The organism is Rhodoglobus sp. G.S.23 (assembly GCF_056675935.1).
This window is the reverse complement of record NZ_CM155237.1, coordinates 2,200,596-2,225,522: the sequence shown is the minus strand read 5'-3', so window position 1 is coordinate 2,225,522 and position 24,927 is coordinate 2,200,596. Positions and strand designations below refer to the sequence as shown.

Sequence of the window (24,927 nt, the reverse complement as noted above, 5' to 3'; positions counted from 1 at the left end):
GGTTCGGATCTGATTTGTCGCCTGGTCTTCGCGAACTGAGCGCGGCAACCGGTACTAGAGATTTCCGATAAGGATGCTCGAACTAACCGATATCGTCGTGTGGGCCGTGATTCACTCGCAGCACTCGGACCTCCCACGGCCGAAGAAGGCCCATGCTCTCGTCGTAATTTCCGAGGACCCACTCGCCGACGACATTGTGATCGACGTTGTCCCCGCTCAGGTTTGCTGCGACAGTGAGCGTAACCCCATCCCAGAATCTTTCGTAGACAAAAAGTGAAGGATGAAGCGGCTCGAGAAGTCGAAAATTGCCGTGAACAACAACAGGATCAGCGTGGCGCAGCGCGATGAGGGAACGATAAAACTCATAGACCGATGACTCAACTCCCACCTGCGACTCTGCGTTCACCGACACCGTGTTGGGATTCATCGCGATCCATGGATCACCCGTGGTAAAGCCTCCGGCGGAGCTCCACTGCATCGGCGTCCGAGCGTTGTCCCTGCCGATTCGCTGGATCGAGGCGATCGCCACGTCGGGAGGTGTTCCCGAAGCAACTGCTTCAGAGTAGTAGTTGAGTGATTCGATATCACGAACGTCGCCGATGTTCAGCCCGGCAACGTTGGTCATGCCGAGCTCTTCGCCCTGATAGATGTACGGCGTTCCGCGTTGCAGATGCAGTACCGCACCAAGCGCTTGTGCGGACTTTTCGCGATACTCGCCGTCGTCACCGAAACGGCTTACCGCCCGTGGCTGATCGTGGTTGTTCCAGTAGAGACTGTTCCAGCCAACCTCTCCGAGCCCGATTTGCCACTTCTCCATCGACGCTTTAAGTTCGACGAGGTCGAGCGGGCGTCCTTCCCACTTGCCGGTTGGCCCGTGGTCGAGACCGACGTGTTCGAACTGAAAAACCATGTTGACTTCACCGCGGGATGAATCGGTGAAACGTTGAGCCTGATCAACGGTGACTCCGGGCATCTCTCCGACAGTGAGATACGCCTGGGGCCGCCCGCTAAATACTGACTCGTGCATCTCTTGGAGGTACTCGTGAATATGTGGTCCGTAGCTAAAATGCGGGAAGCCGTCACCGAAGCGTGAACCGGGATGCGATACGCCATCAGGCAGGCCCGGTTCCTTGGAGATCAGATTGATCACGTCCATGCGGAAACCGTCGACCCCACGGTCGAGCCACCAGCGCATCATCGAGTAGATCGCTTCGCGAACCTCTCGATTCTCCCAGTTGAGGTCTGGTTGCTTCTTCGAGAAGAGATGAAGGAAGTGCTGCTCGGTTTCCTCGTGCCATTGCCAAGCAGATCCAGAAAAGAACGACTCCCAGTTGTTCGGCTTGTCCCGCCATATGTACCAGTCGCGCTTCGGACTTTCGCGTGAGGATGAGCTATCTATAAACCATGAATGTTCGTCGGAGGTGTGATTGACGACGAGGTCCATTACGAGCTTCATCCCGCGCGAATGGATGTCTGCGAGTAGATCGTCGAAATCTTGCATCGTGCCAAATACTGGGTCGATTGCCTGATAGTCACTGATGTCGTAGCCGTTGTCGTCGTGGGGTGACGAGTAGATCGGAGAGAGCCAGATGACGTCGACTCCGAGATCTTGGAGATAATCTAGGCGACTGCGGATTCCCGGGAGATCTCCGATCCCATCGCCGTTGCTATCGGCGAAACTCCTCGGGTACACCTGATAAACAACGGCACTGCGCCACCATTCGGCGTTAGGAACTAAAACAGTGTTCGTCTTCTCAACGATTGTCATTGTCTTCGCCCTGTCTGCTCGTGGGATCAATCAGCACGAGCTGCCATACGGCCAAGGGCGGGAGCACAGCGAAGGCGAATTCGCCGTCGACCGTAACCTCCACATCGATCAATCGTCCAAGTCCGTCTGGGTCGGCGACCTGCACTCGTGGCACGCAGCCGGGGATTCGACGGATCTTTGCTCGGCCAGCGCCGACGTCGGCGGTCGGATTGCGGGGCGCGTCCCATAGAGAGTCGACCTGGCCGACCAGATTGATGAGATGGATGATCCGGCGACCATTGGATTCGGTGACTCGTCGCCAGATCTCGCCCGGCAGGCCAGTTTCGCCCACGATCGCGGACTCGAAAGTGACATCCGTGTCATCGTTGTATGCACCCACGGTCGCACCGGTGACATCGACGATTGAGGTGTCGAGCAGCAGCTCATCGTGCTCGACGAGGAAGTCGTACCACCGTTTCAGGAGCTCTGCAGTTGAGGGTTCGACGGTGTGGTTGCGCACATAGTAGGGGTCAACGAGGATTCGGTCGGCCTCGCCGGCGAGCAGATGGGTGGCGCCGTGGGAGTAGAGGGCAGCCATCGTCAGCGCGGTTGCTCGATCGGATTCCGCAGTTGGCGCGGAGTCATAGACGTGCTGATAGGCCGCGATGACGATCGGTTTTGATCCGGCCACCGTTCGTGCACGCGTGACCACTGACGCTAGAGAGCCCAGTGTTTCTTGGGGAGACCAGACTTCGATATAGACGGCGTCTTGCGGCGACGAGCCTGTGCTCCACGTCGGGAAGTCGTTGACGTTGTTGAATACGAGCGTGGCTTCGGGAAGTCCGCTCCGCACCGTATCGATCATCGTGGTGAATGATTGGGCCACGTCAACGATGTCACCATCAGGGCGTCGTGCCATTTTCGGGTAACCGTATTGGTCGAGGTGGAATCCGTCGAAGCCGACCGAATCGACAGCTGCGGTGAGGTCGCCGACGAAGTGTTCCAGCCAGTCCGGTGCGGCTGGGTCGACGAGGAACAGGAAGTCTCCCAAACCGTAGGGTGCTTGCGAGCCATTCAGCAATGCTTGATGTTGCCAGGCCGGCCATTCATCCGGCCCTACCGCGTAGACGGCGGCGTACCCAAGGGCTTTCGCTCCTGCCTGCTGTACGACCTGGACTAGTTCTCGAACGGTTGCGAGCGAGATCGGCTGCGCGAGGGCATCCGTGTAGTTCTCGCCTCCGCCCATGAGCTCTGCGTGCCTGTATGCCCAGTCGTAGAACTGGACTCCGGTGAGGTGGAGTCGACGCACGGTATCAGAGACACCGGTCAGGTCTCGGTTCGGGGAGTAGTCCACGACGAAGCCGTAGCGAAGACGCGCTGCACTCTGCTCCGCCACCTGTACAGCGCTCCGCACTGTGGACGTTCCGTCGCTGAGCTCGATTCCGTAGGACCCAATACCGAGTCCGGGGAGTGCGATTGTGGTTGACCCGTCGTAGTCGAGTTCCAGCACGGAATCCCCGAGGTACCAGACGCTCATTTTTCCTCGAGGCGCATCTCCTCTGATCTCGATCTCGACGAGCTCTCCCGGGGTAAAGGTTGACTTGGTGGGAAGGAGTTCGATCATCCTTTTACTGCTCCTGATGTGAGGCCCTGCACGAAATAGCGTTGGAATACGAGGAAGACGATGATCACCGGCACGATCGCGATCATTGATGCCGCGAATACGAGTCCCCACTGCACGGCGTTGTTCCCCTGACCGGCAAAGAGTTGTATCGCAATCGGTAATGTTCGATTCTCTGGTGAGATAGTGAGGGTGAGCGCGATGGTGAACTCGTCCCAACACGCCAGGAAGGTGAAGATCGTCGCTGTAGCAAGGCCGGGTTTGGCTAGGGGTAGAGCGAGCTTCCAGTAGCGCAGCCAAGCGTTGGCTCCGTCGACCTGCATCGCTTGATCAAGTTCTGCCGGGATAGATTCGAAGAACCCCCGGAGGAGGAACGTATTCAGGGCGAGAGAGCCGGCGACGTAAAACACGATCAACCCCACGAGCGAATCCAACAGGTGCAGATTCTTGGCAAGGATGAACTGCGGAATGATCAGCATGATCGCCGGGATCATCAACCCGAGTAGGAGAACCCGGAACAGAGTTTCTTTGAAACGAAACCGGAATCGCGCGAAGGCGTAGGCCATCATCGAGCTAACAAGCAGCGAAAGTGCGGTCGAAATGACCGCAACTATCAGCGAATTCATGAAGTATCTGACGAAGTCCGACGATTCGATTGCCTGCTCGTAGTTCGCCGTGGTTGCGGGGTCGGGGATGAACTGCGGTGGGTTGGTGAAGACGTATGTCTGCTCCTTGAACGAGGTCGAGAGCATGTAGATGAACGGGATGATCATGATGATCGCCCCGACTGACAGTACGAGAATCCGGACCGCATTTCCGGCTGCGAAGCGTCGTGTTCTCACAGCGCACCTCCTCCATTGCGATCGCGGAAGACCCTCATCTGAACGACGGAGAGAGCGAAGACAAGCACGGTCAGGATGACGGCGATTGCCGATCCGTATCCGAAGTCCAGGTTATTGAACGCCTGTTCGTACATGTAGGTGAGGAGCACGTCGGTGCGCCCCGCTGGCCCGCCACCCGTTATCAGATACACGGATACGAAGACATTGAAGCCACCAATCACGAGCATGACAGTGACGAAGAGCAGCGCGGGCCAGATCGCGGGAACGGTGACGACCTTGAATCGTTGCCATCGGTTTGTGCCATCCATGGTCGCTGCTTCGACAAGCGTTTGGGGCACGCCTTGGAGGGCTGCGAGGAAGATCATCATCGACCAGCCGATACCTTTCCAGACGCCAAGGGCGCAGATTGCGATGAGGGCTGTCCACCGGTCGGCTAACCATGCAGTGTCACCGTTGGTGATCTGAAGCAGGTCGCCGAGCGCGAAGTTAATAAGTCCGTCATCGGAGAAGAGAAATTTGAAGAGGAACGAGACGACAACCCAACTGGTCACCACGGGCAGGTAGAAGAGCACGCGGAAAAGGGGCTGAGTTGGACTCTTCTTCTGAATAAGAAGCGCGATCGCGAGGCCAATGATGATCTGCGGTGCCACGGTGAGCACCATGTAGATTCCGCTGTTGCTCAGAGCGAGCCAGAAATGATCGTCAGCGAATGCTTTCGCATAGTTGTCTAGTCCGAGGAATTCGCTGGCCGCAGACCCGACGATTTTCCAGTCGAAGAAACTCATCTGGAATGCCTGGACCGTGGGATAGAGCACGGTGACAGCAAAGAGGATGAATCCGGGCGCGAGGAATAGGTAGGGCGTTGCAGCGAGGACTGCTCGGCCTTTAGAGCGCCGGCGCCGTTTTTTGGGTGGTGCTGGCGTGACGGAGAGGACCTCCGCCACGCCAGCGCTCAGGCTTTCGCCGGTTGAGAGTACAGACACGAAGCTAATTTCCTGCCAAAATTGCGTCGATCTCCGCGGCGGCGCCAGTTAGCGCGTCCTTCACCGTTACAGATCCTTCAAAGGCGGGAACGAGTGCTTGGTTGAGGATGGTGTCAACCTCAGACCCCTGGGGGATTGCCACTCGCGCTTTGGCGGTTGCGAGCTGGTCCGTGAACAGAGCAAGGTACGGCAGTAACTCGACCTGCTTGTCACCCAGAGCCTTGATGACCGTCAGCTGTCCTGTCGGAACAAGCGCCATCTGGAATTCTTCTGACTGAGTGAATTCGATGAACTTCATGGCTGCTTTTTTATGCTCGGACGTCGAGGTGAGAACGATGTCCTCGCCGCCAACGACGCTGACCGACCCACCGTCTCCGGCGGGCATTGGCGCATAAATGGGGGTGAAGTCGGGGAACTGCTCGCTCCAGATACCGTTCATCCACGGTCCGTCGAGGATGTTTGCGTAGTTTCCTCCGGGAAGGCCTTCTGATGTCGACGTTGCGCCGGCGTTGCCGATGATGCCGTTAGAGATTTGGCCGTCTTTGTAAAGATCCACGAGCATCTGCACTGCTGCCACTGACTTGTCGTTGTCGAGGTAGCCAGTCGACGTCGTGACCTTGTCGTCGGTGACAGCGCCGCCGCCCGACCAGATCCATGGCGAGATGTTCCATGCACCCAAGCCACCATCGGCGAACACTTGGACACCCGAATCAGTAAGTGCATCTGCTGCTGCGACGAACTCGTCGAAGGTTGCGGGTGGAGCGTCGAGTCCCTGTGCGTCGAGAGCTTCTTGGCTAGTGATGAGCACGCGGGTGTTGGTATCTAGCGGGAGCCCGTAGTACTTGCCGTCGTAGAGGTTGGTTGAAAGGACGCCGGGGAATGTTGCGTCAGCGAGTTCCTGGAAGTTGTCCATTTCGTCCGAGAGGGGTACGAGCACACCGAGGTCGGCGAACTTGGGAACCCATCCCAGATCGGCACGCACGAGGTCGGGCAATTCATCGCCTGCCGCGCTCGTGGTGAGCTTCTTGAGTAGGTCGTCATACGGTACGTCGACGTATTCGACCGTAATGCCCGGGTTCGCTTCTTCAAACGACGGGATCAGCGTGTCGTTGAGCACGTCTGCTTGTGCAGAGTTGCCGCCGTTGCCGTACGCGCCCCAGAAAGTAATGGTCACGGGCTCGTCGGCAGTGCCTTCGGACTCGGGCGCTGACGAGCAACCCGCCATTACGAGGGCGATGGTCGCGGCGACAGCTGTCACCGCGATGACTTTGGAACGCTTCATTGCAGTTCTCCTCATTGATGTTTACATTCTGACTCAGGGCAGAGCCGGGTATGTGCTTGCGAATTAGTTCTACGGCAAAAGTAATGCCGTGTCAATTGTTGTCATTTAACAAGTTTTGAGCCCTACTTACTTCCCTTGCAAAAGGAATAGGCGCTATGGTGAGACGGTCCGCCGATAAAGAGAGGGTCTTCGTGACTATTGAGGATCAATCGTGGACCAGAGACGGCGGAGCGTCATTATCTGTCGCTCTTCAAGTGCTCATTAACGGCCCGATTTCTCGCAGCGATATTGCTCGCCGACTCGACATGTCCCCGGGTTCGCTAACCCGCCTGAGCACGCCGCTAATCGACGGTGGGCTCCTAGTCGAGGTCGGAGAACGCGCTGACGGACGCGCAGGCCGACCCTCGACCCTGCTTGACGTCGTTGCTCGGTCGCGAAATTTCATTGGGATGAAAATCACTTCGACAGAGGTCCTCGCAGTGGTGACAGACCTCAGGGCGAGCGTGCTTCACCAACGCTCAGCGAAGCTCACGTCGCGCAATCCCTCTGCGGTGATCGCGGTAATTGCTGATCTGGTCCAGACCCTTGCCGCCCGCGTGCCATCGGTGACCGCTATTGGCATCGGCTTGGGCGGCTTGGTAGGCGCCGACGGAATCGTCGAGAGTGCCCCATTCTTGGAATGGACCGACGTCTCCATCCGGGCCCTCGTCGAGGACGCAACCGGCTTTCCCACGGTCATTGACAACGACCTCGTAGCCTTCACCGAGTACGAGCGCTGGTTTGGTGCAGGCAAAGGACTGCAGAACTTCGCCGTGCTCACCCTGGGCGCCGGCATCGGATACGGGGTCGTTATCCACAACGAAATCGTTACTAGTGTCGATTCTGGAATCGGATTGGTAGGCCACTGGCCGCTGGACCCGTTTGGTCCAGTCTGTCCTGCCGGGCACCGCGGTTGTGCGAAGAGTGTGCTTGAACAGGGCGCTATCGTTCGCAATGTTTCCGCCGTAATAGGCCGGGAAGTGACGTACGACCAAGCACTGGACCTCGCGGAGGCCGGAGAGCCGGCCGCACGGCGAATAATCGACGAGGCCGGAGCCGGGCTAGGAACACTGTTGGCTGCGATCGCGAACCTCACGATGCCGCAGCGGATCATCCTTGGTGGCGAGGGTGTTCGCCTTGTAGACGTTGCGTCGGCGGCGATCCAGGAAGGCATCAATGGCCACCGCAATGCGCGCGCATCCGCGATCGACCTCGTCGCCACTTCCGGCGACAACACTGAATGGTGTCGCGGTGCTGCCGTACTCGCGATCCAGAAATACGTCCTCGACAAGTAGTCAAGCCAGCCGCACGGGAAGGATCTCATGACCAACCATCGTTGCGTCATCCGCAGCGCACGAAGAGGCCAGCCGTGTGCGACGGTGCGAATACGAGAGTTTAGCCGCTGAAATTTGCGGTTGATCCCGGCGACACGGCCAGTGGAATGAGCGTGGCGCCGGGCCCGACACACAGTCGGGCAGCCCCGAGACGTCGGTCATTCCGATCGTCGTCCGTCGAAAGGAACCAATCGATGTTGAGTCTACGACAGCGGAAGCGGTTCAGATTCGCCGCCGCCGCTGCACTTTGTGCCGCGCTCGCCAGCGCCTCAATCGTGTTACCCCTCACTAGTGCTTCCGCCGCGACTGTTACCGATGCGTGGACGGACAAAGCTCGATACGCGCCGGGAGAACAGGCCGTCATCACTGCTGAGGTCTCGGGAAGTGGCCCCGTTACGTTCTCGCTCGTCCATCTTGGAATAGTGGTTCAGTCCTCCACCGTTCAGACTTCAGGCTCCGGGTCGGTGAACTGGGCGGTGACCCCTCCAACGCAGGACTTCACCGGTTACATGGTTCACATTGATGCAGGAACCACCGCGTTGGAAACGGCGATTGACGTATCCAGCGACTGGACCCGCTTCCCGAGGACCGGGTACCTAGAAAGCTACGCAAGTTCGCTCACACCGGCTCAACAGCAAGCCGCCGTCAACGAACTGGCTCGGAAGTACCACGTGAACTCACTGCAGTTTTACGACTGGATGTGGCGGCACGAAGCGCCGATCGAGCGGGACAGTTCGGGCAACGTCGTATCGACATGGACGGCATGGAACGGCGATGTCATCGCACCATCCACGGTGTCGGGATTGATCAACGCAAGCCATTCAGCGAATATCGCGGCTTTGCCTTACTCGATGAGCTACGCCGCGCTGGAAGGTTTTGCCGAGAATGGTGTGAGCAGCGACTGGAGGCTCAAATATCGTTCTGACGGCACTGACTGGAAATTCCAGATGCTTCCCAACCGACCTGACACAACCTTGTGGATCATGAACCCCGCGAATGCTGGTTGGAAAGATCACATCACCGGTCAGTACGCCGACCAGATCAACACTTTCGGATTTGATGGAACTCACATCGATCAACTCGGGAACTGGGGAGGCGCGTCCGACGGCGGAATGAACGATGCGAGTGGCAATGCGGTCGACTTGCCGCAAGGATTCTCGGACCTCGTCGCCGCAACGAAATCTGAGACCAACAAAGCGGTGGGGTTCAATGCAGTGGATGGCTTTGGCTCAGATGCCTTGGCTGGTTCGGCTAGCGACTACCTGTATACGGAACTTTGGGGTGATCATGAGACGTATTCGTCTGTTCAGACATATCTCGACGGCCAGCGCGCAGCATCCGGAGGCAAAGGTGCTGTCGTCGCCGCCTACGTTAACTATGGGAGCAACACTGGAGCCAAAAGTGAAGCGGAGTCGGCGACCACGAAGGTAGGGGTGACGGCCAACAACAATCACACCGGTTATAGCGGCACGGGGTTTATAGAGGGTTTCGGAGAGATAGGGGACTCGGTCACCTTCACCGTCACCGCACCGGAGTCACGCCGCTACGGAATCGTTCCCACGTGGGCGGGTGCAACCGCGTCGACAGCTACGAGAACCGTGACCGTTGATGGAGTGAATATCGGCAAGTTGAAACTACCGAGCACGCCATCCTGGGATTCTTGGAGTAGCGAGGCAGGGATCCCGGCGTACTTGAGCGTCGGCTCTCACACAATTAAAATCTCCGTCGAATCGTCCGATACTGGCTTTGTCAACCTCGACAGTATGACTCTCGGAACCTTCAATACTCCGTCGGTTCAACTAACCGACGCGGCGTTGACGGCCAATGGCGCGAGCCATATTGAGATGGGTCAGGGAAACCAAATGTTGGTTGCGCCATATTTCCTAGACCATTCGAAGCAGATGGATCTCGGGCTCCAATCATGGATGAAGTCCTACTACGACGTAATCACAGGATACGAGAACCTCTTTTACGGACCTACGTTGAAAAAGATCGATAATCAGGTAGTCGTCACGGGGCAGGCCACCAGCAACGACGGCGGCGCCAACACAATCTGGACAAACGTGATGCGCAACAATGGGGTCGACGTCATCCATCTCATAAACCTGAAGGGCAACGATTCGAACTGGAGAGAGCCAGCCGCAAGAGCCCCGACACTCTCAAATCTCCCCGTCAAGTACTATTTGGGCGACAAACCGGTACCGCCGAGCATCAACCTCGCGAGCCCGGACCGGGATGGCGGTCGTTCAACCTCGCTTGCGTTCACGAGCGGAAGCGATTCTGGGGGTGCGTACGTGAGCTTCACGGTCCCCCAGCTGAAAAACTGGGACTTCGTGTACATGGGGAGCTCCACACGAGGTAACGGCAACATCGTCGGGAAAGATGGCCAGTGCATGGATGTGGCCGGAGGCAGTAGCGCCAACGGAACTTCAGTACAGGTGTGGAATTGTGCGTCTGTTGCTGCACAACAGTGGAGCTTTCAGAACAACAAGCTCAGCGCCTTAGGTAAGTGCCTCGACCTTGTGGCAGGGGGAGGGACTAACGGCACGCTGGCCCATCTCTGGGATTGCGAGGCTGTTCAATCGCAAGTCTGGGAACACACGACCCAGGCGCAGTTTCGAAACCCCGCTTCGGGGAAATGCCTCGACCTGATAGGTGCTGCAACCGCCAACGGTACGAAGTTGCATCTGTGGGACTGCTTCTCGGGCTCGAGCCAGAAATGGACAGAGCCGCAGTAAGAGAATATGGCGGCAGGGGGCGGAGAACCATCCCCTGCCGCCAGTGCGTTCGTAGTTCCCTAGGGCCTGAGCTTCGCTTTACGTTTCTGCTCGGCAGCACGCTCGAGCCGTTCAATGCGTAAGACATCAACGAGCAGTGCCGCGATGGGGATGACTGAGGCGACACCCAACCATTCCTGCGTTGCGCCGGTGGTGACATAGATCACGTTGAAGACCACAGCCCAGATAAGACCGCCGATGAGCCAGACCAGCCGCCACCACGGTGTCGTTAGCTGGCGGATGCGAGTCTTGACCGCCGAAGGCTGCTTTGGTGGCGTCGCTGGCTCGGGCGCATTCGTGGGCGTAGTTTCGGGCATGCGCCAACTCTACGTTCTCTCGGTAGGGGCTGGGAAAGTTGGTCCGCGAACGGCGAAATTCTCAACACCGAAGCGCACCAGAGCCAAATCTGACACCGGATTCACCGAACACCTCAGGGTGCGCGAAACGTTTCTGTAACACCCGCACCACACGTTTTACGTGCGCGAAACATAACTGTGGGCCAGACGAAACGCTAAGACGGAATGCTTTGTCGTGCGGGACGGTGGGCGTGGAATGACCCGACACCCATCGACATCCGCCACAGCATTACGTGTGCACAGGGCGCACAAAGCGAAAGAGGTTGAGATGGATACAGTCGTATGGGTACTCATTAGCACTGCATTAGTACTGCTCATGACCCCCGGTTTGGCATTCTTTTACGGTGGACTCGTAAAAGAGAAGTCAGTAGTCAGCATGATGATGATGAGCTTCGGAGCTCTCGGCCTCGTGGCCGTTCTCTGGATCCTCATCGGCGCGAACATGAGCTCGATCGATGGTTCGATCTGGTCATTCTCGGGCAACCCCTTCAGCAACTTTGGGCAAGAGGGTGTCGCTGGCGCTGACCTCCTGTTTGTTGCATTCGGTGGAACCTTCGCCATCATCACCACCGCACTGATCTCGGGTGCCATCGCCGACCGTGCACGCTTCGGACCGTGGATGATCTACACCGGTGTGTGGGCAACGCTCGTCTACTTCCCCGTCGCCGCGTGGGTATGGGGCGGTGGCTGGATCCAGAACCTCGGAGACACGCTCGGTGGTCTGCCAGCAGTGATCGACTTCGCGGGTGGTACTGCGGTCCACATCAACGCTGGTGCTGCCGCTCTTGGTCTCGCCCTGGTTCTCGGCAAGCGCGTTGGTTTCAACAAGAACATCACCCAGCCTCACAACGTTCCTCTGGTTCTTATCGGTGCAGCACTGCTCTGGTTCGGCTGGTTCGGATTCAACGCTGGGGCCGCCGGTACGCCTGACGAAGCGGGACTGATCGTCTTCAACACTCTTGCAGCACCTGCCGCTGCAATTCTCGGTTGGATCGTTGTCGAGAAGCTCCGCACCGGTAAGGCCACAGCAGTGGGCGCCGTTTCGGGTGCTGTTGCTGGACTCGTTGCCATCACCCCGGCCTGTGCAAACCTGACACCGGGTTGGGCGCTGGTTCTTGGTGCTGTCGCCGGTGCCGTGTGTGCTCTCGCTATTGAACTCAAGTACAACTTGGGCTTCGACGACTCGCTCGACGTTGTTGGACTCCACCTTGTTGCTGGAGTCATCGGAACCGTCTACCTCGGCTTCTTCGCAACCGACACTGGACTCTTCGTCGGTGGAGATGCCGGACAGCTTGTCGTTCAGACGATCAGCGTGCTCGCCGTAGCAATCTTCTCCTTCGGAATGTCCTGGTTGATCGGAACCGCCATTCAGAAGACCATTGGATTCCGCGTTACTTCTGAAGAAGAAATCGCCGGCATCGACCTCGCAGTCCACGGCGAGTCGGGCTACGCAATGTCGGCACGGGGATCCGTACCGGCTGAGTAAAGCCCACAACCTCGGGAGGGGCACGACTGTTATCGCAGTTGTGTCCCTCTTTTGGCGTTAACAAACGGGACGATGAGCGGATGCCTGCCGCACGGCACGAGCCGCAACTGTCGCAGGGTTTCGCACGGTGCCTATAGCGTTGCGGTTCTGGCGACGCTACGGCTGGAGCCGCATCCGCTCCCATTCGCCAGACTCTGCACGCACGAATCGAACGCGATCGTGCAACCGCGAACTGCGGCCCTGCCAGAACTCGATCGTGTGAGGTTCTACAACAAAGCCGCCCCAGTCATCCGGGCGTGGCACCTCGCTGCCGTCAAACTCGGCCTCAAGCTCGGTGACGCGCTGTTCAAGCAGCGCTCGGGATGCGATGGGTTGCGATTGTTCGCTGGCGTGCGCCGCGATTTGACTGCCTCGCGGTCGCGTGGCGAAGTAGTCGTCTGATAGCGCTGCGGCAATGGGCCGAGCAGTTCCTTGCACGAGCACTTGCCGGTGGATCGAATACCACGGGAAGACAAGAGCTGCGGCAGCGTTTGCCAGCAGCGCGCGGCCCTTGATGGAGCTGTAGTTCGTGAAGAACTCAAACCCGGCATCGTCGATGGCGCGCAGCAGTACGGTGCGGGCGCTGGGGGAGCCGTCGGCATCCACAGTTGAAAGCACCATTGCGTTTGGCTCGTAGACGTTCGATTCACTCGCGTTCGCCAGCCACAACCGGAACTGGTCGAGGGGGTTGTCGAGCACGTCGGTGTCGTTGAGTGGCAACTGGCCGTAGTCGGTGTGTTGGCTCAGTGGGTCTGACACGGTGATTCCTCTCGACGGTGCGGTGTAGCTTTCTCGCTAGTCTGCATCCTCGATGAGTTTTTTGTTCTTGTCGGGGATGCCGTCTTCGTTCATGTCGCGTTTGCGGGCGAGGCGGGAGTCCCAGCGCAGGCTGATGGCGGCAAGGATCGCGGCAATGCCTGTGCCGATGAGGATCGCGAGTTTGGCGCCGGTGGTGTGCTCGCTGTCGGGGAACGAGAGCTCGGAGATTAGCAAGGACACGGTGAAGCCGATACCGGTCAGGAAGCCAATCGGCAGCAGGTCACGAAGTCCGATCGAGTCGGCCAACCGGAACTTGGTGACCTTGGTGATGAGGGCTGTTGTTCCCAGCACTCCAATAATCTTCCCGACAACCAGGCCGATAATAATCGCTGCGACAACGGGCTGCACGAGCACGTCTGTGACGCTTTCGTCGCCGCCCAAAGAAACACCGGCGGCAAAGAAGGCGAAGACAGGGAGCGCGATTCCGGATGAGGTGGGGCGAACCGCGTCGTCGAAGGCGTGTGTTCGCGTTTCCTTCTCACCGTGTACGAGTTTGGCAGGAACGGTGAAACCGAGCACAACGCCGGCAATTGTCGCGTGCACGCCAGAGTCGTGCATGAAGGCCCACGCCACGAGCGCGAGAGGAATCAGCAGCCACCAGCGCGGCTTGCGTGAGCGAACTACGAGTCCGAATAGCACGATCGCGATGAGGGAGAACATGAGCGACAGCAGGTCGATGCTCTCGGTGTAGAACAGGGCGATGATGATGATCGCGAGGAGGTCATCGACAACGGCCATTGTGAGCAGGAAGGTGCGGAGCGCGCGGGGGAGCCCGCGACCAAAGATTGCCAGAACGGCGAGCGCAAATGCGATGTCTGTCGCTGTCGGAATCGCCCAGCCGCCGAGTGCGGATGAGTCACCCATGGTGAGAACGACGAGCGTGAAGAGTAACGCGGGGAAGAGCATCCCGCCGATTGCGGCGAACACGGGAACGGCAGCTTCGCGAGGTTTGCGCAGGCTGCCAGCAATAAGTTCTTGCTTGAGTTCAACGCCCACTACGAAGAAGAAGATGGCGAGTAGGCCGTCAGCGGCCCAGGTAGCAAGAGAGAGGTCGAGGTGTAGCGCAGCGGGGCCGACAACGGTCTCTGCGAGTGCTGCGTAGCCTTCGCGCCAGGGGGAGTTCGCCCAGATGAGGGCGATCGCGGCGGCAACCATCAGCAGAATTCCACTGGTGGTCTCCATAGTCACCCACCGACGTACTCGCGTGCGGGGGCTCGGCTTCTTCGTGGATGCGGTCACAAAATTCCAGACGTTGAGGTTCGTCAGCGGGGTCGCCGACACAATCGCCGACCAGACTTCCCGGCACTCCACTAGTAATTCTACCGGGTGCAACAGCCAGCGTCGCACGCGATACACGGGCGACTGTCGAATCGAGGCGCACCTGACTGCGCCATCCACGGGGTATGGGAGTTGCCTCAGAATCGGCGCTCACGGTTGATGTGTGCTGCTGACTAGAGGATCGTGGATTGTTCAATTCGCTGAACCTGGAAGGACGAACATATGCTCACCCTCACCGAAACAGCCACCACGGTCGTCAAGACGATTGTTGAACAAGATCCCAACACTGAGGCCTCTGGTCTCCGTATCAATGGGGAGCCTGGTGCCCCCAACCTCACCGTTGCTGTAGTTGCTGCCCCTGAGGCTGGCGATGCGGTCGTAGAGGCCGAAGGCGCGAAGGTTTTCCTGGAAGAAAACGCGGCTATCGCTCTCAGTGACAAGACACTTGATGCTGAGGTTGGCGAGAATGGCGCGGTAAGTTTCGCCATCGTCGACAACGCGTAGTCACGCTCACCACGTGTAGCTACTAGCTAGCAGCTGGTAGCTAGTTCAGGGTTTGTCGGCGCACGGTCGACTAATCCCTGTCTCTAGTAGCGGGCGAGAGCGTCAGCATCTCGAGCATGAGTTACCGATCTACGGATGGCATCTAGGGCCTCCACAGGATCTGTCTCGGCTTCAGCGATCATCAGCTGGCGCTCTGCCTCCGCTAGTCGGGTGCGTGCACTCGCGCTTGCTCCACCCCGGCCGATTAGGTCTCGTACGACGCTGATCTGGCTCTTCGCCGCGACGAGCGTCCCTTGATATGCGGCGCGCGCGTGATCAAGCCTTTGTTGCTGATTGCGCGCTGTCGCCAGTGCAGCATCTAACTGCTCCGCATCATCACTCAACACCGCAAGTTGGCGGAATGGATCGCACGCGACACCGTGCTCGTCCGCCGTTACTGCTAACGAGCGCTCCACGGTGGCAATCGCCGCAAGAATGATGGCACCCGTGTCTGGATCCGGGGCGAGTTCTCGTGCCGCTCGCGCCTCGCTTAGGTCATTAGAGTTCGTTTCTCGCAGTTGTTTGACCGCAGCATCCGCAGTGCCGAGTTCTCTCAGTGAGAATTCGGATGCCGTCAGGTGTTGGCCGGCACGGTGCAGGCCGGCCGCTACTGCCTGCAGCAGGTCCGCGACGGCATTTACGCCGGTCGGGCTGATCTCTGCTGACACCCCCTCCAACTCGCGCTCGGCGTGAGTCAGTAGTGCGTCAGCGCGAGCGAGCTGCTCCTGTGGTGCGGCAAGTACTGCCGCCACGTAGTGCTCAGCGGCCTCAGTGAGTTTCTGCTGATCGTGGGAGAGGCGATCGCGGAGTGCCCTCAATTGCGCACTTAGCTCTTGGGCGGTGTGTCCCGCATCCACTTCGGTGCGTCGCCGTTGCGCGAACGCGTTCTCGAAGCGGTCGAGACTTGTGAGGGCGCGATCGCACAGCGCGATCATCTGCAGCGTGTTTCGGCGGCGCAGCTGTTCGGCGTCCTTCGCTGCGGTGTCTCGTTGTTGTCCAAGCCGAAAAGCTTCAGTCAGAGTGAGCCGCGCTTCCGCGAGGGCAGCGCCGAACTCATGGGTATCGGCGACACCAAACTGGGCAATGGCAAAACCGACTTCGTTTTCGGCGTCACGAACCCGGTCATCCAACGTGACGAGAAGTGCGGCAGCGCGGGCATCCAACTCCGATTGTGAAGTCGAACCGCGGATGCCGCGATCGCCGCCGCGGCGGAACAAGACAATGAATGCGCCAATTCCCAACCCCAGCACAAGAACGAGCAGTGCGACGACGGCGATCGTGGTTCCGCGCGCAAGTTCGGAGGCAGCGGTGAGGGCCACCAGGGGGAGGGCTACGGGCACCATGGCTCGTATTCTACGGCTGTGTGCCGCGAGAACTGGGGGCACGGGCGGGCAGTGAGTCTGACGAAACTCGTGGTTGTTGCACCATTTATTGCAGTTAGACGCTTAAGGTGGCGGTGTGTGGCGTGCAGATAAAGTTTCAGATGATTTCTCGGTCGACCCAGATTCGGTTGACGAGTCCGTTGACGACGCGCAAAATGAGCACTCACATCCCCACATTCAGGTAACAGCGCCTCATACGCTGAGTTTTGGTGAGCCGAACATCATGGCCGGAAACGTTGCAGAGCCCACGTGGACGCACTGGCGTTCGCAATTGTCAGAGTTAGGCGGTCAGTCACCGCTCCTGCATTTTGTGGATTCCCCTCGCACTCGAGTTGAGTTGTCTACGACTCACCCGGGTGGGCTCGCCCAGTTCATTACCGGCAAGCGCACTCTGCTGTCGAGCCTTATTCGTGATGATGTTGCGTTGCGCTCCGCCAAGGTCGCCGCTGGCGCGGTGGCTGCGAAGGGTCTTGAGCTGGCTACGGCCCGCGGAATCGACTCCGTTCATTTGGGAATTGGAATTGCTCGCTGGAACCACGACGACGTTGAGTATTGCGCGCCTGTGTTGCTTCGACCGCTCGCTATTCGTCGTCACGGTCGTGACTTTGAGTTGAAGCTGCGTGGTGCCGCCTATCTCAATCCGGAACTTGCGCGCGCCCTTGATGACCAGTTCCACTTGCGTCTGGATGCTGAATCTTTTGTTGCTCTGACGGATGCTGATGGTACGTTCAAGCCGAACCCGGTGATCGATCGACTGCGCGGCCTCACTTCGCACTTGCCAAACTTCGGGGTGAGTCCTCGCCTCGTTGTGTCGTCCTTTGCGGATGTTGCGCCGGGCCTTGCTGACGATGCCGCCGAGCTGCAGCATCCGATTCTCGATGCCCTTGCAGGAAACACCGCGGCTGCGTGGACCATCAAGGAGGGTTACGCTCCGGTTCCTGCTCTGTCGGCAGATGAGCGCTCGCCGCAGACCGATAACTTGCTGCTCGACGCCGATGCTGAACAAGAGAACGTGATTGCTCAGATCGAAGCTGGCAACTCTGTTGTCGTTCGCACGCTTCCCGGCACAGGGGGAACCCAAACGATTGTCAACGCTGTTGGCGCACTTGTTGCCCAAAATAAGCGCGTGCTCGTCGTCACGCCGCGGCGCGCTTCGCTGCACTCCATAGCTGACCGTTTCGGTGACATTGGCTTGCCGGGACTCGCTGTCTCCCCGCGTACGCTGCGCCGCGACATCATCCGCTCTATCTCACGCAGTGAAAAGGCGTCACGACCACAAATTGAAGATGTGGATGATGCGCTGCTGCGTCTTCGCAAGATCATGCTCGACTACCGCGGGTCAATGTCGATCGCCGATGACGTACTCGGTGTCTCCGTTCTCGATTGTGTCGCAGAGCTGAGCCGCCTCGCGCTGCTGCCCAACCCGCCATCGACGACCGCTCGACTCTCGCGAGAAGCCGTCGAGAAGCTCGCGAAGGATCGCAGTTCGGCCACCGGCGTAATCATTGCCGCAGCCAAGCTCGGTGAGTTCAAATATGGGCCAGGCGATTCACCGTGGTACGGCGCACAGTTCGCCAATGGCGGGGAAGCGCTTAAGGCCCACGAGGTTGCCAAGCGCGTTAATTCTCAGTTGTCAGAACTGCTCGGGGTCGCGAACCGACTTGTGTCGAATACACGTATGCGACCGTTCCAGAGCATCGAAGAGTTGGGCGTCTACTTGCGTCTTCTCGTCGATCTGAGGGAAACCCTCGACCGTTTTGTGCCGACAGTATTTGATCGCGCGATCACCGAACTTATCGCCGCAACAGCACCGCGCCGCGATTTCCCCGACATGACGAGTGCCAACCGTCGCCGCCTCAAGAAGCTCGCCCTCGAATATGTTCGCCCGGGCGTTCGTGTGAATGACATGCATGCCGCGCTCATTCGCATCCAAAAGCAGCGTGTGCTGTGGCATCGTTTTGTCGCGGAAGGCGCAAGCCCCGCCGTTCCGGTGGGCATTGGCGAAGTTCAGCGCTCATACCAGCAGGTGTCAGAAGATCTGGCGACCCTCGACATCCCGCTCGGAATCGCCGACTCTCACGTGAATCTGGCGAGCTTGCCCATTCCCTTCCTCATCGACAAGGTTGCGTCGCTCGCCGCTGAGTCTGATGTGCTCAACAATCTGCAAGAGCGCACTGTGCTCATGGGAAGCCTTCGCGAGCTGAAGCTCAACCCCCTCATCGATGACCTGGCCAAGCGCCACGTTCCCGAGGACCAAGTAGCGGCTGAACTTGAACTGTCGTGGTGGAAATCTGCACTCGACTCCATGCTCGAAGCCGACCGTGCGCTGCTCAATGCCAACACGTCGGTTGTTGACCGTCTCGAAGCTGACTTCCGCCTCGTCGATGAAGCGCACGCCTCCGCAAACGCCAAGCAACTCTCTTGGCAAATTGCCGAAAACTGGAAAATTGGGCTCGTCGACTGGCCAGACGAAGCAAGTGCTCTCAAGCGCGCTCTTTCCAAAGAGCGGCTCACCTCGTTCGACGTTCAAACGTCGGCACCGCACCTTTCACGCACCATTGCCCCCGTCTGGCTTGCGTCGCCATACGAGATCGACTCCGTCGTCGACACGATGCCCTTCGACACCGTTTTTCTGGTTGACGCCGGCGCGATGACGGTTGCCGAAGCGGCAGGCGCAATCCGCCGCTCGAAGCAGGTTGTCGTTGTTGGCGACCCTGTCATCCAGTCGCCGACACCGTTTGAGATCGCCGTTCGCGATGTCACCGCTGACGCACCGCCACCCGTTGATGATGAGGTGCGAGAAGCCTTGGTTGAAGACTCGGCTTTCGCTCGCTTGAGCGTACTGTTGCCGACTCTCACCTTGACTCGCAGCTACCGTCCTGGCGGTGAAGAACTCGCCGAGCTCGTCAACCGTCGTTTCTACGGCGGCCAGATTGAGTCGTTGCCGTGGGCCGGAAGCTTCTTGGGGCACGGCAGTCTTGCTGTCAGCTACGTCAAGGATGGTGTCGGTATGCCCGACCCCGATTCTGGTGCAGTCGAAAGCCCTGACGCCGAAGTTTCGCGCGTAGTCGAACTCGTCCTTGACCACGCCACGAAGCGGCCACAAGAGTCGCTCATGGTCATCACAGCAAGCCCGTTGCACTCAGTGCGGGTCATGCAGTCAGTGTTGGATGCTGTGAGCCGGCGTCGGCCAGAACTGCTCGACGTCATCATCGGCGATCGAGCAGAACCGTTTACTGTCACCACAATCGACCAGGCTGTGGCCCAAAGCCGCGACCGGGTTATTTTCTCTATCGGATACGGCCGCACGCCACACGGTCGCGTTCTCTCTGATTTCGGTTCGCTCGGCGAGCCCGGGGGAGAGCGCTTGCTTGCAGTCGCCATGACTCGTGCTCGTCGCTCGCTCGAAATCGTGACGTCGTTCCGTTCGGAAGATCTCGATGATGGTCGCATGAAACATGGTGCCGTCGCTCTGGCCGAAGTGCTCGACGAAGTGGATGCCCGCTACGCCGAAGTTCCGGTTCCAGACGACAGCGATCCGATGCTCGTTGATCTCGCTCGCCGGCTTGAGGCGCGCGGTCTCCGTGTTGCACTCGGCCACCGCGCCAAGCTCGGACTTGTTGCCTCTCGCGGCGGCCGCTGCGGAACCATCGAGACCGATGCCATGGTGCATGAGTCGAGCCTGCGAGAGTCACTGCGGTTGCGCCCTGAACTCTTGCGCCGCCTCGGCTGGCACTACTTGCGAGTACACGCCTTCGAGCTCTTCAGTGACCCCGATCAGGTAGCAGACAAGGTGGCCCGGATGCTCGGGGCTGAGCCTGCTCCCACAACTGAGCCCATCACGATCATCCCCACGATACGTCCCCAGCAGTAGCTCGTGGGTGGTACTGATAGCTCACGTCGGAGCGAGCAGCACGACGACCCCGACGTCGAGTCTGATGTTGAGCTCACAGGTGATCCTGCGCCTGCGCAAGGGCGGATTCCGAAGAAACGTCGCCGTGTGATGACCACTCCGCCGGAGGGCTCCGATCCGCATCCGACGTCAGAACCCGAGCGTCATCTGGCTCACGAAAACGACGAGCGGCTCAAGGGCGACAAACCTCCGCATTGGGGGTAGTGCCTTGCCGCCCGTCGAAAACTCGCGGGCTACTCGAGGGGGGTGTTAGCTGTTGTTCTGCTTCGCAAGAAGGTCGCGAATCTGAAGAAGTAGCTCTGCCTCGGTGGGGCCAGCTTCTGGTTCGATGACCACCGGCTTGCGAGCGGCAGCCAGCTTGTTGGCGTAGTTCATGGGGGCAACAATCGCGAAGTACACGACGACCGCCACGAGCAAGAACTGGATGAGCGCTGCGATTACCGCACCGAAGTAGATGACGGCACCTTCGCCGCCAGCGGTCGGAATCGCAACGGGGAGTGCCGTGGAGAGTGTCGCAGCATTGAAGAGTGCGCCGATCAGCGGGTTAAAGACGGCCTCGACGATGGTGTTGACGACTGCGGTGAACGCGGCGCCAATGACCACCGCGACTGCGAGATCGATGACATTGCCACGCAAAATGAATGTTTTGAATCCGCTTAACATTGTTGCTCCTTCTCGTGGGGATACGTCAACTATGACGCTGTGGAGGCCTGAGCAGAAGAAGATGACGAGGAAGAGGAGTTCGACGAACCTGACGTCGAAGAACTCGAGGTGGATGTTCCTGCGGCCGCAGAGCCCGATTTCTTGGACTCGGATGACGAACTCGTCGACGAGCCAACCGAGCCAGCCGAGCCAGCCGAGCCAGATGAGCTCGAGCTGGAGTCGCTTGAACTCTTCGTGGCTCGCGAATCGTTGCGGTAAAAGCCTGAGCCGTTAAATGTCACGCCGATTGCGGAGAATACTTTGCGCAGCTTGCCTTGGCAGGTGGGGCACACCGTGAGGGACTCGTCAGTGAACGACTGCTGAATATCGAAAGCGTTGTCGCACTCGGTACAGCGGTATGAATAGGTAGGCACTAGATCCTTAGTTGTGATCGGTAATGGTCACAATTCCCGAGGGAGTAACTATGCCATTGACTGGTTGGTCGTGAAGTTCCGTGGGGACGGCGTCGACATATTCGCTCTCGAAGATCACGGCATAGATGGGAGGTTTGGTCTCCATGGAGCCGAGAGTTTTATCGAAGTAGCCGCGGCCCCAGCCCATGCGCATCCCAGTGCGATCCACGGATGCAGCGGGCACGATGATGAGGTCGACATCGTTGATAGCAATCGGGCCCAGTACTTCGCTGGTGGGCGCTGGCATGCCGATGAGGTCTTCGTCTTCTTCTTCACCGTCATAGGGCGCCCAATCGAGGAGGCCGTCAGCGCGGGAAATGGGGAGCAGAACGCGAATGTCGTGTTCGCAGGCCCAACGGAGAAATCCGCGAGTTTGGGGTTCGTCTGTCGTAGACAGGTAGGCGGCGACCGAGGTTGAGCCGAGACGTGTTGCGAGTTCGATAAGGTTCGCGGTCACACCCGCTTCAGATTCTTCCCGCTCTTTGGCGGTACAGATGCGGCGGCGTTCGCGTAATTCGGCCCTAAGTGCACGTTTATCGTGACTGACGTCGTCGGTCATGCAACCATTCTACGAGACTGTCCCAGTACGCTGTACCTATGGCTAAGAAGATTACTAAAGCGGTTATTCCTGCTGCAGGTCTGGGCACACGATTTCTTCCGGCGACTAAGGCTATGCCGAAGGAGATGCTGCCGGTTGTTGATAAGCCGGCTATCCAATATGTCGTCGAGGAAGCTGTCGCAGCTGGCCTGACTGACGTACTGATGATCACGGGGCGAAACAAGAATGCCCTGGAGAATCACTTCGACCGGATGACGGAGCTTGAGGCAACTCTTGAGCAGAAGGGCGACACCGATCGTCTTTCCAAAGTTGAGTTCTCAAATGACCTCGCTGACATGCACTATGTGCGTCAGGGTGATCCGCGCGGTCTTGGCCACGCCATCCTTCGGGCAAAAATGCATGTCGGGAACGAGCCATTCGCTGTGCTCCTCGGTGACGACCTCATTGATGAGCGCGACGTTCTTCTCTCCCGAATGCTGGAAGAGCAAGACGGTCGCAACGCGACAGTAATCGCCCTCATGGAAGTCGACCCGGCACAGAGCCACATGTACGGCATCGCCACGGTCGAGCCGACAGACGACGACGACGTTGTGCGCATTACAGGCCTCGTAGAAAAGCCAGTCCAGGGTTCCGCTCTCTCGAACCTCGCCATCATTGGTCGTTACGTTCTTCGCCCCGAAATCTTTGACATCCTTGAGCGCACTGACCCCGGCAAGGGCGGGGAAATTCAGTTGACGGATGCTCTGCAAGAGATGGCCGAAAGCGACATTGCCGGAGGCGTCTATGGTGTCGTGTTCCGCGGACGTCGTTACGACACCGGTGACCGCCTCGACTACATCAAGGCAATTGTGCAACTCGCTGTTGAGCGCGAAGACCTAGGCCCTGATCTGCGCCCGTGGCTCAAACAGTTCAGCGCGACCCTGGACTAGTTCATGGCGTTTGGCATTCCGACGCTCAGCGACGGAGAGATCAGCATTCGGCCTATCAGGGTTCGAGATGCACGCGCGTTGGAGAGAGAGCTCCGCGATAACCGGGGGTGGCTTCGCCAGTGGGAGGCGACCAGTCCCGTTGGGCCGGTCAGCTTTGACGTGAAGTCGAGCATCCGGGGTCTGCTTCAGCAGTCTCGTTCTGGCGCAGGCTTGCCATTTGTGATTGAGCAAGCAGGTGAGGTTGCCGGTCAACTGAACGTGTCATCGATCACTTATGGTTCTCTCGCGTCGGCAACGATCGGCTATTGGGTTTCTGAGCGCTTTGCGGGCAAAGGGCTCACGCCGACCGCGGTGGCATTGGCTACTGACTACTGTTTCTTCCAACTTGGCCTGCACCGCATGGAGATCTGCATTCGGCCCGAAAATGCGCCGAGTTTACGTGTCGTGGAGAAGCTCGGTTTTCGCTACGAAGGACTGCGGCGACGCTTCATCCATATCGATGGAGATTGGCGCGATCACTTCTGTTTCGCGCTCACTGTCGAAGAGGTGCCGCAGGGAGTCTTGCGTCGCTGGCGGGCAGGCGATGCTCCTGAACAGGATGCGCATATTCCCACCGCGGATCGCACGCGCGCTGCCAACCCGCTGTTGCCCCCGCGCCTCTAACGGCAGCGATTTTGTGGTCTCGCCGAGCGTGCCTGCTACGGAACTCCGCGCCCAGCGAGGGTGATTCTCAGCATCTTTTGATTTCACTGCCGCGTGCCGACAGCGAGTCTTGCTCGGATGCTCGTAGCGTATAGCCATGGAATTCACCAGCATCGGCGGCGGCGTGATGATCGCGCTCGCAGCAGGGCTCTGGCTGGTGTACTTGATTCCCAATTGGTTTAAGAACCGTGAGTACCTCGCGACCGAGCGCAATGCGGTTCGCCTTCAGCAGACGATTCGCGTGCTTGCTCAGACCGCTGAGGTGCCAGAAGAGGTGCGTGCCGAGGCTGTCGCCCGTCGTGCTGCTGAACTCTCTAGGGTTCGTGCGCTCCAAGGTCCGGTAGCTGTGGGTCGCGCAGTAAAGCCACCGACTCGAGAAGAAGCACTCGCCCTGTCGACGAGACGACTTCGTCGTACTCGCGCATTTACCGCACTCGTGCTTCTCGCAAGCATTGTTGTGGCGGCTGTGCAGCTCATGATGATTGTGACGGCTGGCGGTGCGATCGTCTCTGGTGCGTGGCTGGTGCTCGCTACCGCGACTGTCTCAGGTATCAGCGCAAGCGCGATGCTTTCGCGACTCGCAGAACGCTCACGCGCTCGCCGCGAAAATGCGGCTCCGGCTGCCCGCGCTGCGGCTCCGCGGCGTCGTATCGTGCTCTCGTCGGATGCCCCCATTGAACAGCCAGCATCAAAAGTTAGCTGGACTCCGGTTCCGGTTCCCAAGCCGATGTACTTGACGCGAAGCAATGCCCCAGCAGCAGCGTTGGCTGCGGCACGTCACGCTGCTGATATTGATACTGAGTTGCGCAAGGCCGCAGAGTCGGCCGAACATGCATTGCGGGCTAATTCTGCTGCGATGGCGGCAGCGACTCGAGAGACAGAGCTCGCGAGGGATGCCAAGCGGCTAGCTGAGAAGCCAACCGATATTGCTGCAGCGCCGGCCCCGAGCCGTTTCGCGGGCATGGGAATCGTCGACATTGATGGGAGCGCGCCCGATCTGGACGCCGCACTCGCGCGTCGCCGTCGAGCTAGCTAGCGCAACTCACTTCCGTCTCTCGCGCCTGACGCTGAGTGATATTGTTGCTTCAGCAGTACGGGCCCTTGGCGCAGTTGGTAGCGCGCCTCGTTCGCATCGAGGAGGTCAGGAGTTCAAATCTCCTAGGGTCCACCACTCGTTTTGC

At 58.9% G+C, this 24,927-nt stretch carries 21 protein-coding genes, 1 tRNA gene and 1 pseudogene; 11 read left to right on the top strand and 12 right to left on the bottom strand.

Annotation, left to right across the window (positions count from 1 at the left end):
* Nucleotides 1-82 precede the first annotated feature (82 nt).
* Genes AC1ENN_RS10800 through AC1ENN_RS10780 form a run of 5 tightly spaced genes read right to left on the bottom strand, consistent with a single transcriptional unit; the run spans nt 83 to nt 6,475 of the window.
* On the bottom strand, nt 83-1,768 hold the full coding sequence (locus AC1ENN_RS10800) for an alpha-glucosidase (RefSeq protein ID WP_480391164.1): 1,686 nt from the start codon (nt 1,766-1,768) through the stop codon (nt 83-85).
* Nucleotides 1,755-3,371: a glycoside hydrolase family 66 protein gene (locus tag AC1ENN_RS10795; protein ID WP_480391163.1), complete on the bottom strand. Its 1,617-nt coding sequence runs from the start codon at nt 3,369-3,371 to the stop codon at nt 1,755-1,757. Before AC1ENN_RS10795 ends, AC1ENN_RS10800 begins: the two co-directional genes overlap by 14 nt.
* On the bottom strand, nt 3,368-4,210 hold the full coding sequence (locus AC1ENN_RS10790; protein ID WP_480406059.1) for a carbohydrate ABC transporter permease: 843 nt from the start codon (nt 4,208-4,210) through the stop codon (nt 3,368-3,370). Before AC1ENN_RS10790 ends, AC1ENN_RS10795 begins: the two co-directional genes overlap by 4 nt.
* Complete coding sequence (locus AC1ENN_RS10785; protein WP_480391162.1) at nt 4,207-5,193, bottom strand: carbohydrate ABC transporter permease; 987 nt, start codon at nt 5,191-5,193, stop codon at nt 4,207-4,209. The genes AC1ENN_RS10790 and AC1ENN_RS10785 overlap by 4 nt, the downstream gene beginning before the upstream one ends.
* A 4-nt stretch (nt 5,194-5,197) precedes the next feature.
* Nucleotides 5,198-6,475: an extracellular solute-binding protein gene (locus AC1ENN_RS10780; protein ID WP_480391161.1), complete on the bottom strand. Its 1,278-nt coding sequence runs from the start codon at nt 6,473-6,475 to the stop codon at nt 5,198-5,200.
* 191 nt (nt 6,476-6,666) lie between these two features.
* On the opposite strand from AC1ENN_RS10780, the gene AC1ENN_RS10775 reads away from it, so the two are divergent.
* Both AC1ENN_RS10775 and AC1ENN_RS10770 read left to right on the top strand, forming a co-directional pair.
* Nucleotides 6,667-7,809 carry an ROK family transcriptional regulator gene (locus tag AC1ENN_RS10775; protein ID WP_480406058.1) on the top strand — a complete coding sequence of 381 codons (1,143 nt, stop codon included), beginning with the start codon at nt 6,667-6,669 and terminating at the stop codon, nt 7,807-7,809.
* Nucleotides 7,810-8,123: 314 nt separating this feature from the next.
* Nucleotides 8,124-10,586: a glycoside hydrolase family 66 protein gene (locus AC1ENN_RS10770; protein WP_480406057.1), complete on the top strand. Its 2,463-nt coding sequence runs from the start codon at nt 8,124-8,126 to the stop codon at nt 10,584-10,586.
* A gap of 59 nt (nt 10,587-10,645) precedes the next feature.
* Here the strand turns inward: AC1ENN_RS10770 and AC1ENN_RS10765 are convergent, their stop codons facing one another.
* Nucleotides 10,646-10,942, bottom strand: a complete 297-nt coding sequence (locus AC1ENN_RS10765; RefSeq protein WP_480391158.1) for a hypothetical protein — start codon at nt 10,940-10,942, stop codon at nt 10,646-10,648.
* A gap of 307 nt (nt 10,943-11,249) precedes the next feature.
* On the opposite strand from AC1ENN_RS10765, the gene AC1ENN_RS10760 reads away from it, so the two are divergent.
* Nucleotides 11,250-12,467, top strand: coding sequence for an ammonium transporter (locus AC1ENN_RS10760; RefSeq protein ID WP_449647265.1), 1,218 nt, complete (start codon nt 11,250-11,252; stop codon nt 12,465-12,467).
* A gap of 156 nt (nt 12,468-12,623) precedes the next feature.
* Here AC1ENN_RS10760 and pdxH read toward each other — a convergent pair whose 3' ends face one another.
* Together pdxH and nhaA are read right to left on the bottom strand one after the other, a co-directional pair.
* On the bottom strand, nt 12,624-13,265 hold the full coding sequence (gene pdxH, locus AC1ENN_RS10755) for a pyridoxamine 5'-phosphate oxidase (protein ID WP_480406056.1): 642 nt from the start codon (nt 13,263-13,265) through the stop codon (nt 12,624-12,626).
* Nucleotides 13,266-13,301: 36 nt separating this feature from the next.
* Nucleotides 13,302-14,636 (bottom strand): Na+/H+ antiporter NhaA, encoded by a 1,335-nt coding sequence (gene nhaA, locus AC1ENN_RS10750; protein WP_480406055.1) that lies wholly within the window; start codon nt 14,634-14,636, stop codon nt 13,302-13,304.
* Nucleotides 14,637-14,825: 189 nt separating this feature from the next.
* On the opposite strand from nhaA, the gene AC1ENN_RS10745 reads away from it, so the two are divergent.
* Nucleotides 14,826-15,107: an iron-sulfur cluster assembly accessory protein gene (locus AC1ENN_RS10745; RefSeq protein WP_449647262.1), complete on the top strand. Its 282-nt coding sequence runs from the start codon at nt 14,826-14,828 to the stop codon at nt 15,105-15,107.
* Nucleotides 15,108-15,190: 83 nt separating this feature from the next.
* Here AC1ENN_RS10745 and AC1ENN_RS10740 read toward each other — a convergent pair whose 3' ends face one another.
* Entirely contained in the window at nt 15,191-16,489 is a 1,299-nt protein-coding gene (locus AC1ENN_RS10740) for a hypothetical protein (protein WP_480406054.1), read from the bottom strand.
* Nucleotides 16,490-16,604: 115 nt separating this feature from the next.
* On the opposite strand from AC1ENN_RS10740, the gene AC1ENN_RS10735 reads away from it, so the two are divergent.
* Nucleotides 16,605-20,402, top strand: coding sequence for a DEAD/DEAH box helicase (locus tag AC1ENN_RS10735; protein ID WP_480406053.1), 3,798 nt, complete (start codon nt 16,605-16,607; stop codon nt 20,400-20,402).
* 3 nt (nt 20,403-20,405) lie between these two features.
* On the top strand, nt 20,406-20,645 hold the full coding sequence (locus AC1ENN_RS10730) for a hypothetical protein (RefSeq protein WP_480406052.1): 240 nt from the start codon (nt 20,406-20,408) through the stop codon (nt 20,643-20,645).
* Nucleotides 20,646-20,690: 45 nt separating this feature from the next.
* Here the strand turns inward: AC1ENN_RS10730 and mscL are convergent, their stop codons facing one another.
* Entirely contained in the window at nt 20,691-21,104 is a 414-nt protein-coding gene (mscL, locus tag AC1ENN_RS10725; RefSeq protein WP_449647258.1) for a large conductance mechanosensitive channel protein MscL, read from the bottom strand.
* A gap of 108 nt (nt 21,105-21,212) precedes the next feature.
* Between mscL and AC1ENN_RS10720 the strand changes: the two genes are divergently transcribed.
* A complete protein-coding gene (locus AC1ENN_RS10720) occupies nt 21,213-21,362 on the top strand; it encodes a hypothetical protein (protein ID WP_480406968.1) in 150 nt (49 codons plus the stop codon).
* A 14-nt stretch (nt 21,363-21,376) separates the two neighbouring features.
* On the opposite strand, the pseudogene AC1ENN_RS10715 reads toward AC1ENN_RS10720, so the two are convergent.
* Both AC1ENN_RS10715 and AC1ENN_RS10710 read right to left on the bottom strand, forming a co-directional pair.
* Nucleotides 21,377-21,517 (bottom strand): annotated as a pseudogene (locus AC1ENN_RS10715) (FmdB family zinc ribbon protein); the annotation flags it as partial.
* A gap of 7 nt (nt 21,518-21,524) precedes the next feature.
* Nucleotides 21,525-22,115, bottom strand: a complete 591-nt coding sequence (locus AC1ENN_RS10710; RefSeq protein ID WP_449647257.1) for a 5-formyltetrahydrofolate cyclo-ligase — start codon at nt 22,113-22,115, stop codon at nt 21,525-21,527.
* Between the two features lie 38 nt (nt 22,116-22,153).
* On the opposite strand from AC1ENN_RS10710, the gene galU reads away from it, so the two are divergent.
* From galU to AC1ENN_RS10690, 4 genes are all read left to right on the top strand, one after another.
* Nucleotides 22,154-23,044 carry a UTP--glucose-1-phosphate uridylyltransferase GalU gene (gene galU / locus AC1ENN_RS10705; protein WP_449647256.1) on the top strand — a complete coding sequence of 297 codons (891 nt, stop codon included), beginning with the start codon at nt 22,154-22,156 and terminating at the stop codon, nt 23,042-23,044.
* Between the two features lie 3 nt (nt 23,045-23,047).
* Nucleotides 23,048-23,707, top strand: a complete 660-nt coding sequence (locus AC1ENN_RS10700; protein WP_480406051.1) for a GNAT family N-acetyltransferase — start codon at nt 23,048-23,050, stop codon at nt 23,705-23,707.
* A gap of 136 nt (nt 23,708-23,843) precedes the next feature.
* A complete protein-coding gene (locus tag AC1ENN_RS10695; RefSeq protein ID WP_480406050.1) occupies nt 23,844-24,782 on the top strand; it encodes a hypothetical protein in 939 nt (312 codons plus the stop codon).
* 59 nt (nt 24,783-24,841) lie between these two features.
* Nucleotides 24,842-24,917, top strand: a tRNA-Ala gene (locus AC1ENN_RS10690).
* Nucleotides 24,918-24,927: the final 10 nt, after the last annotated feature.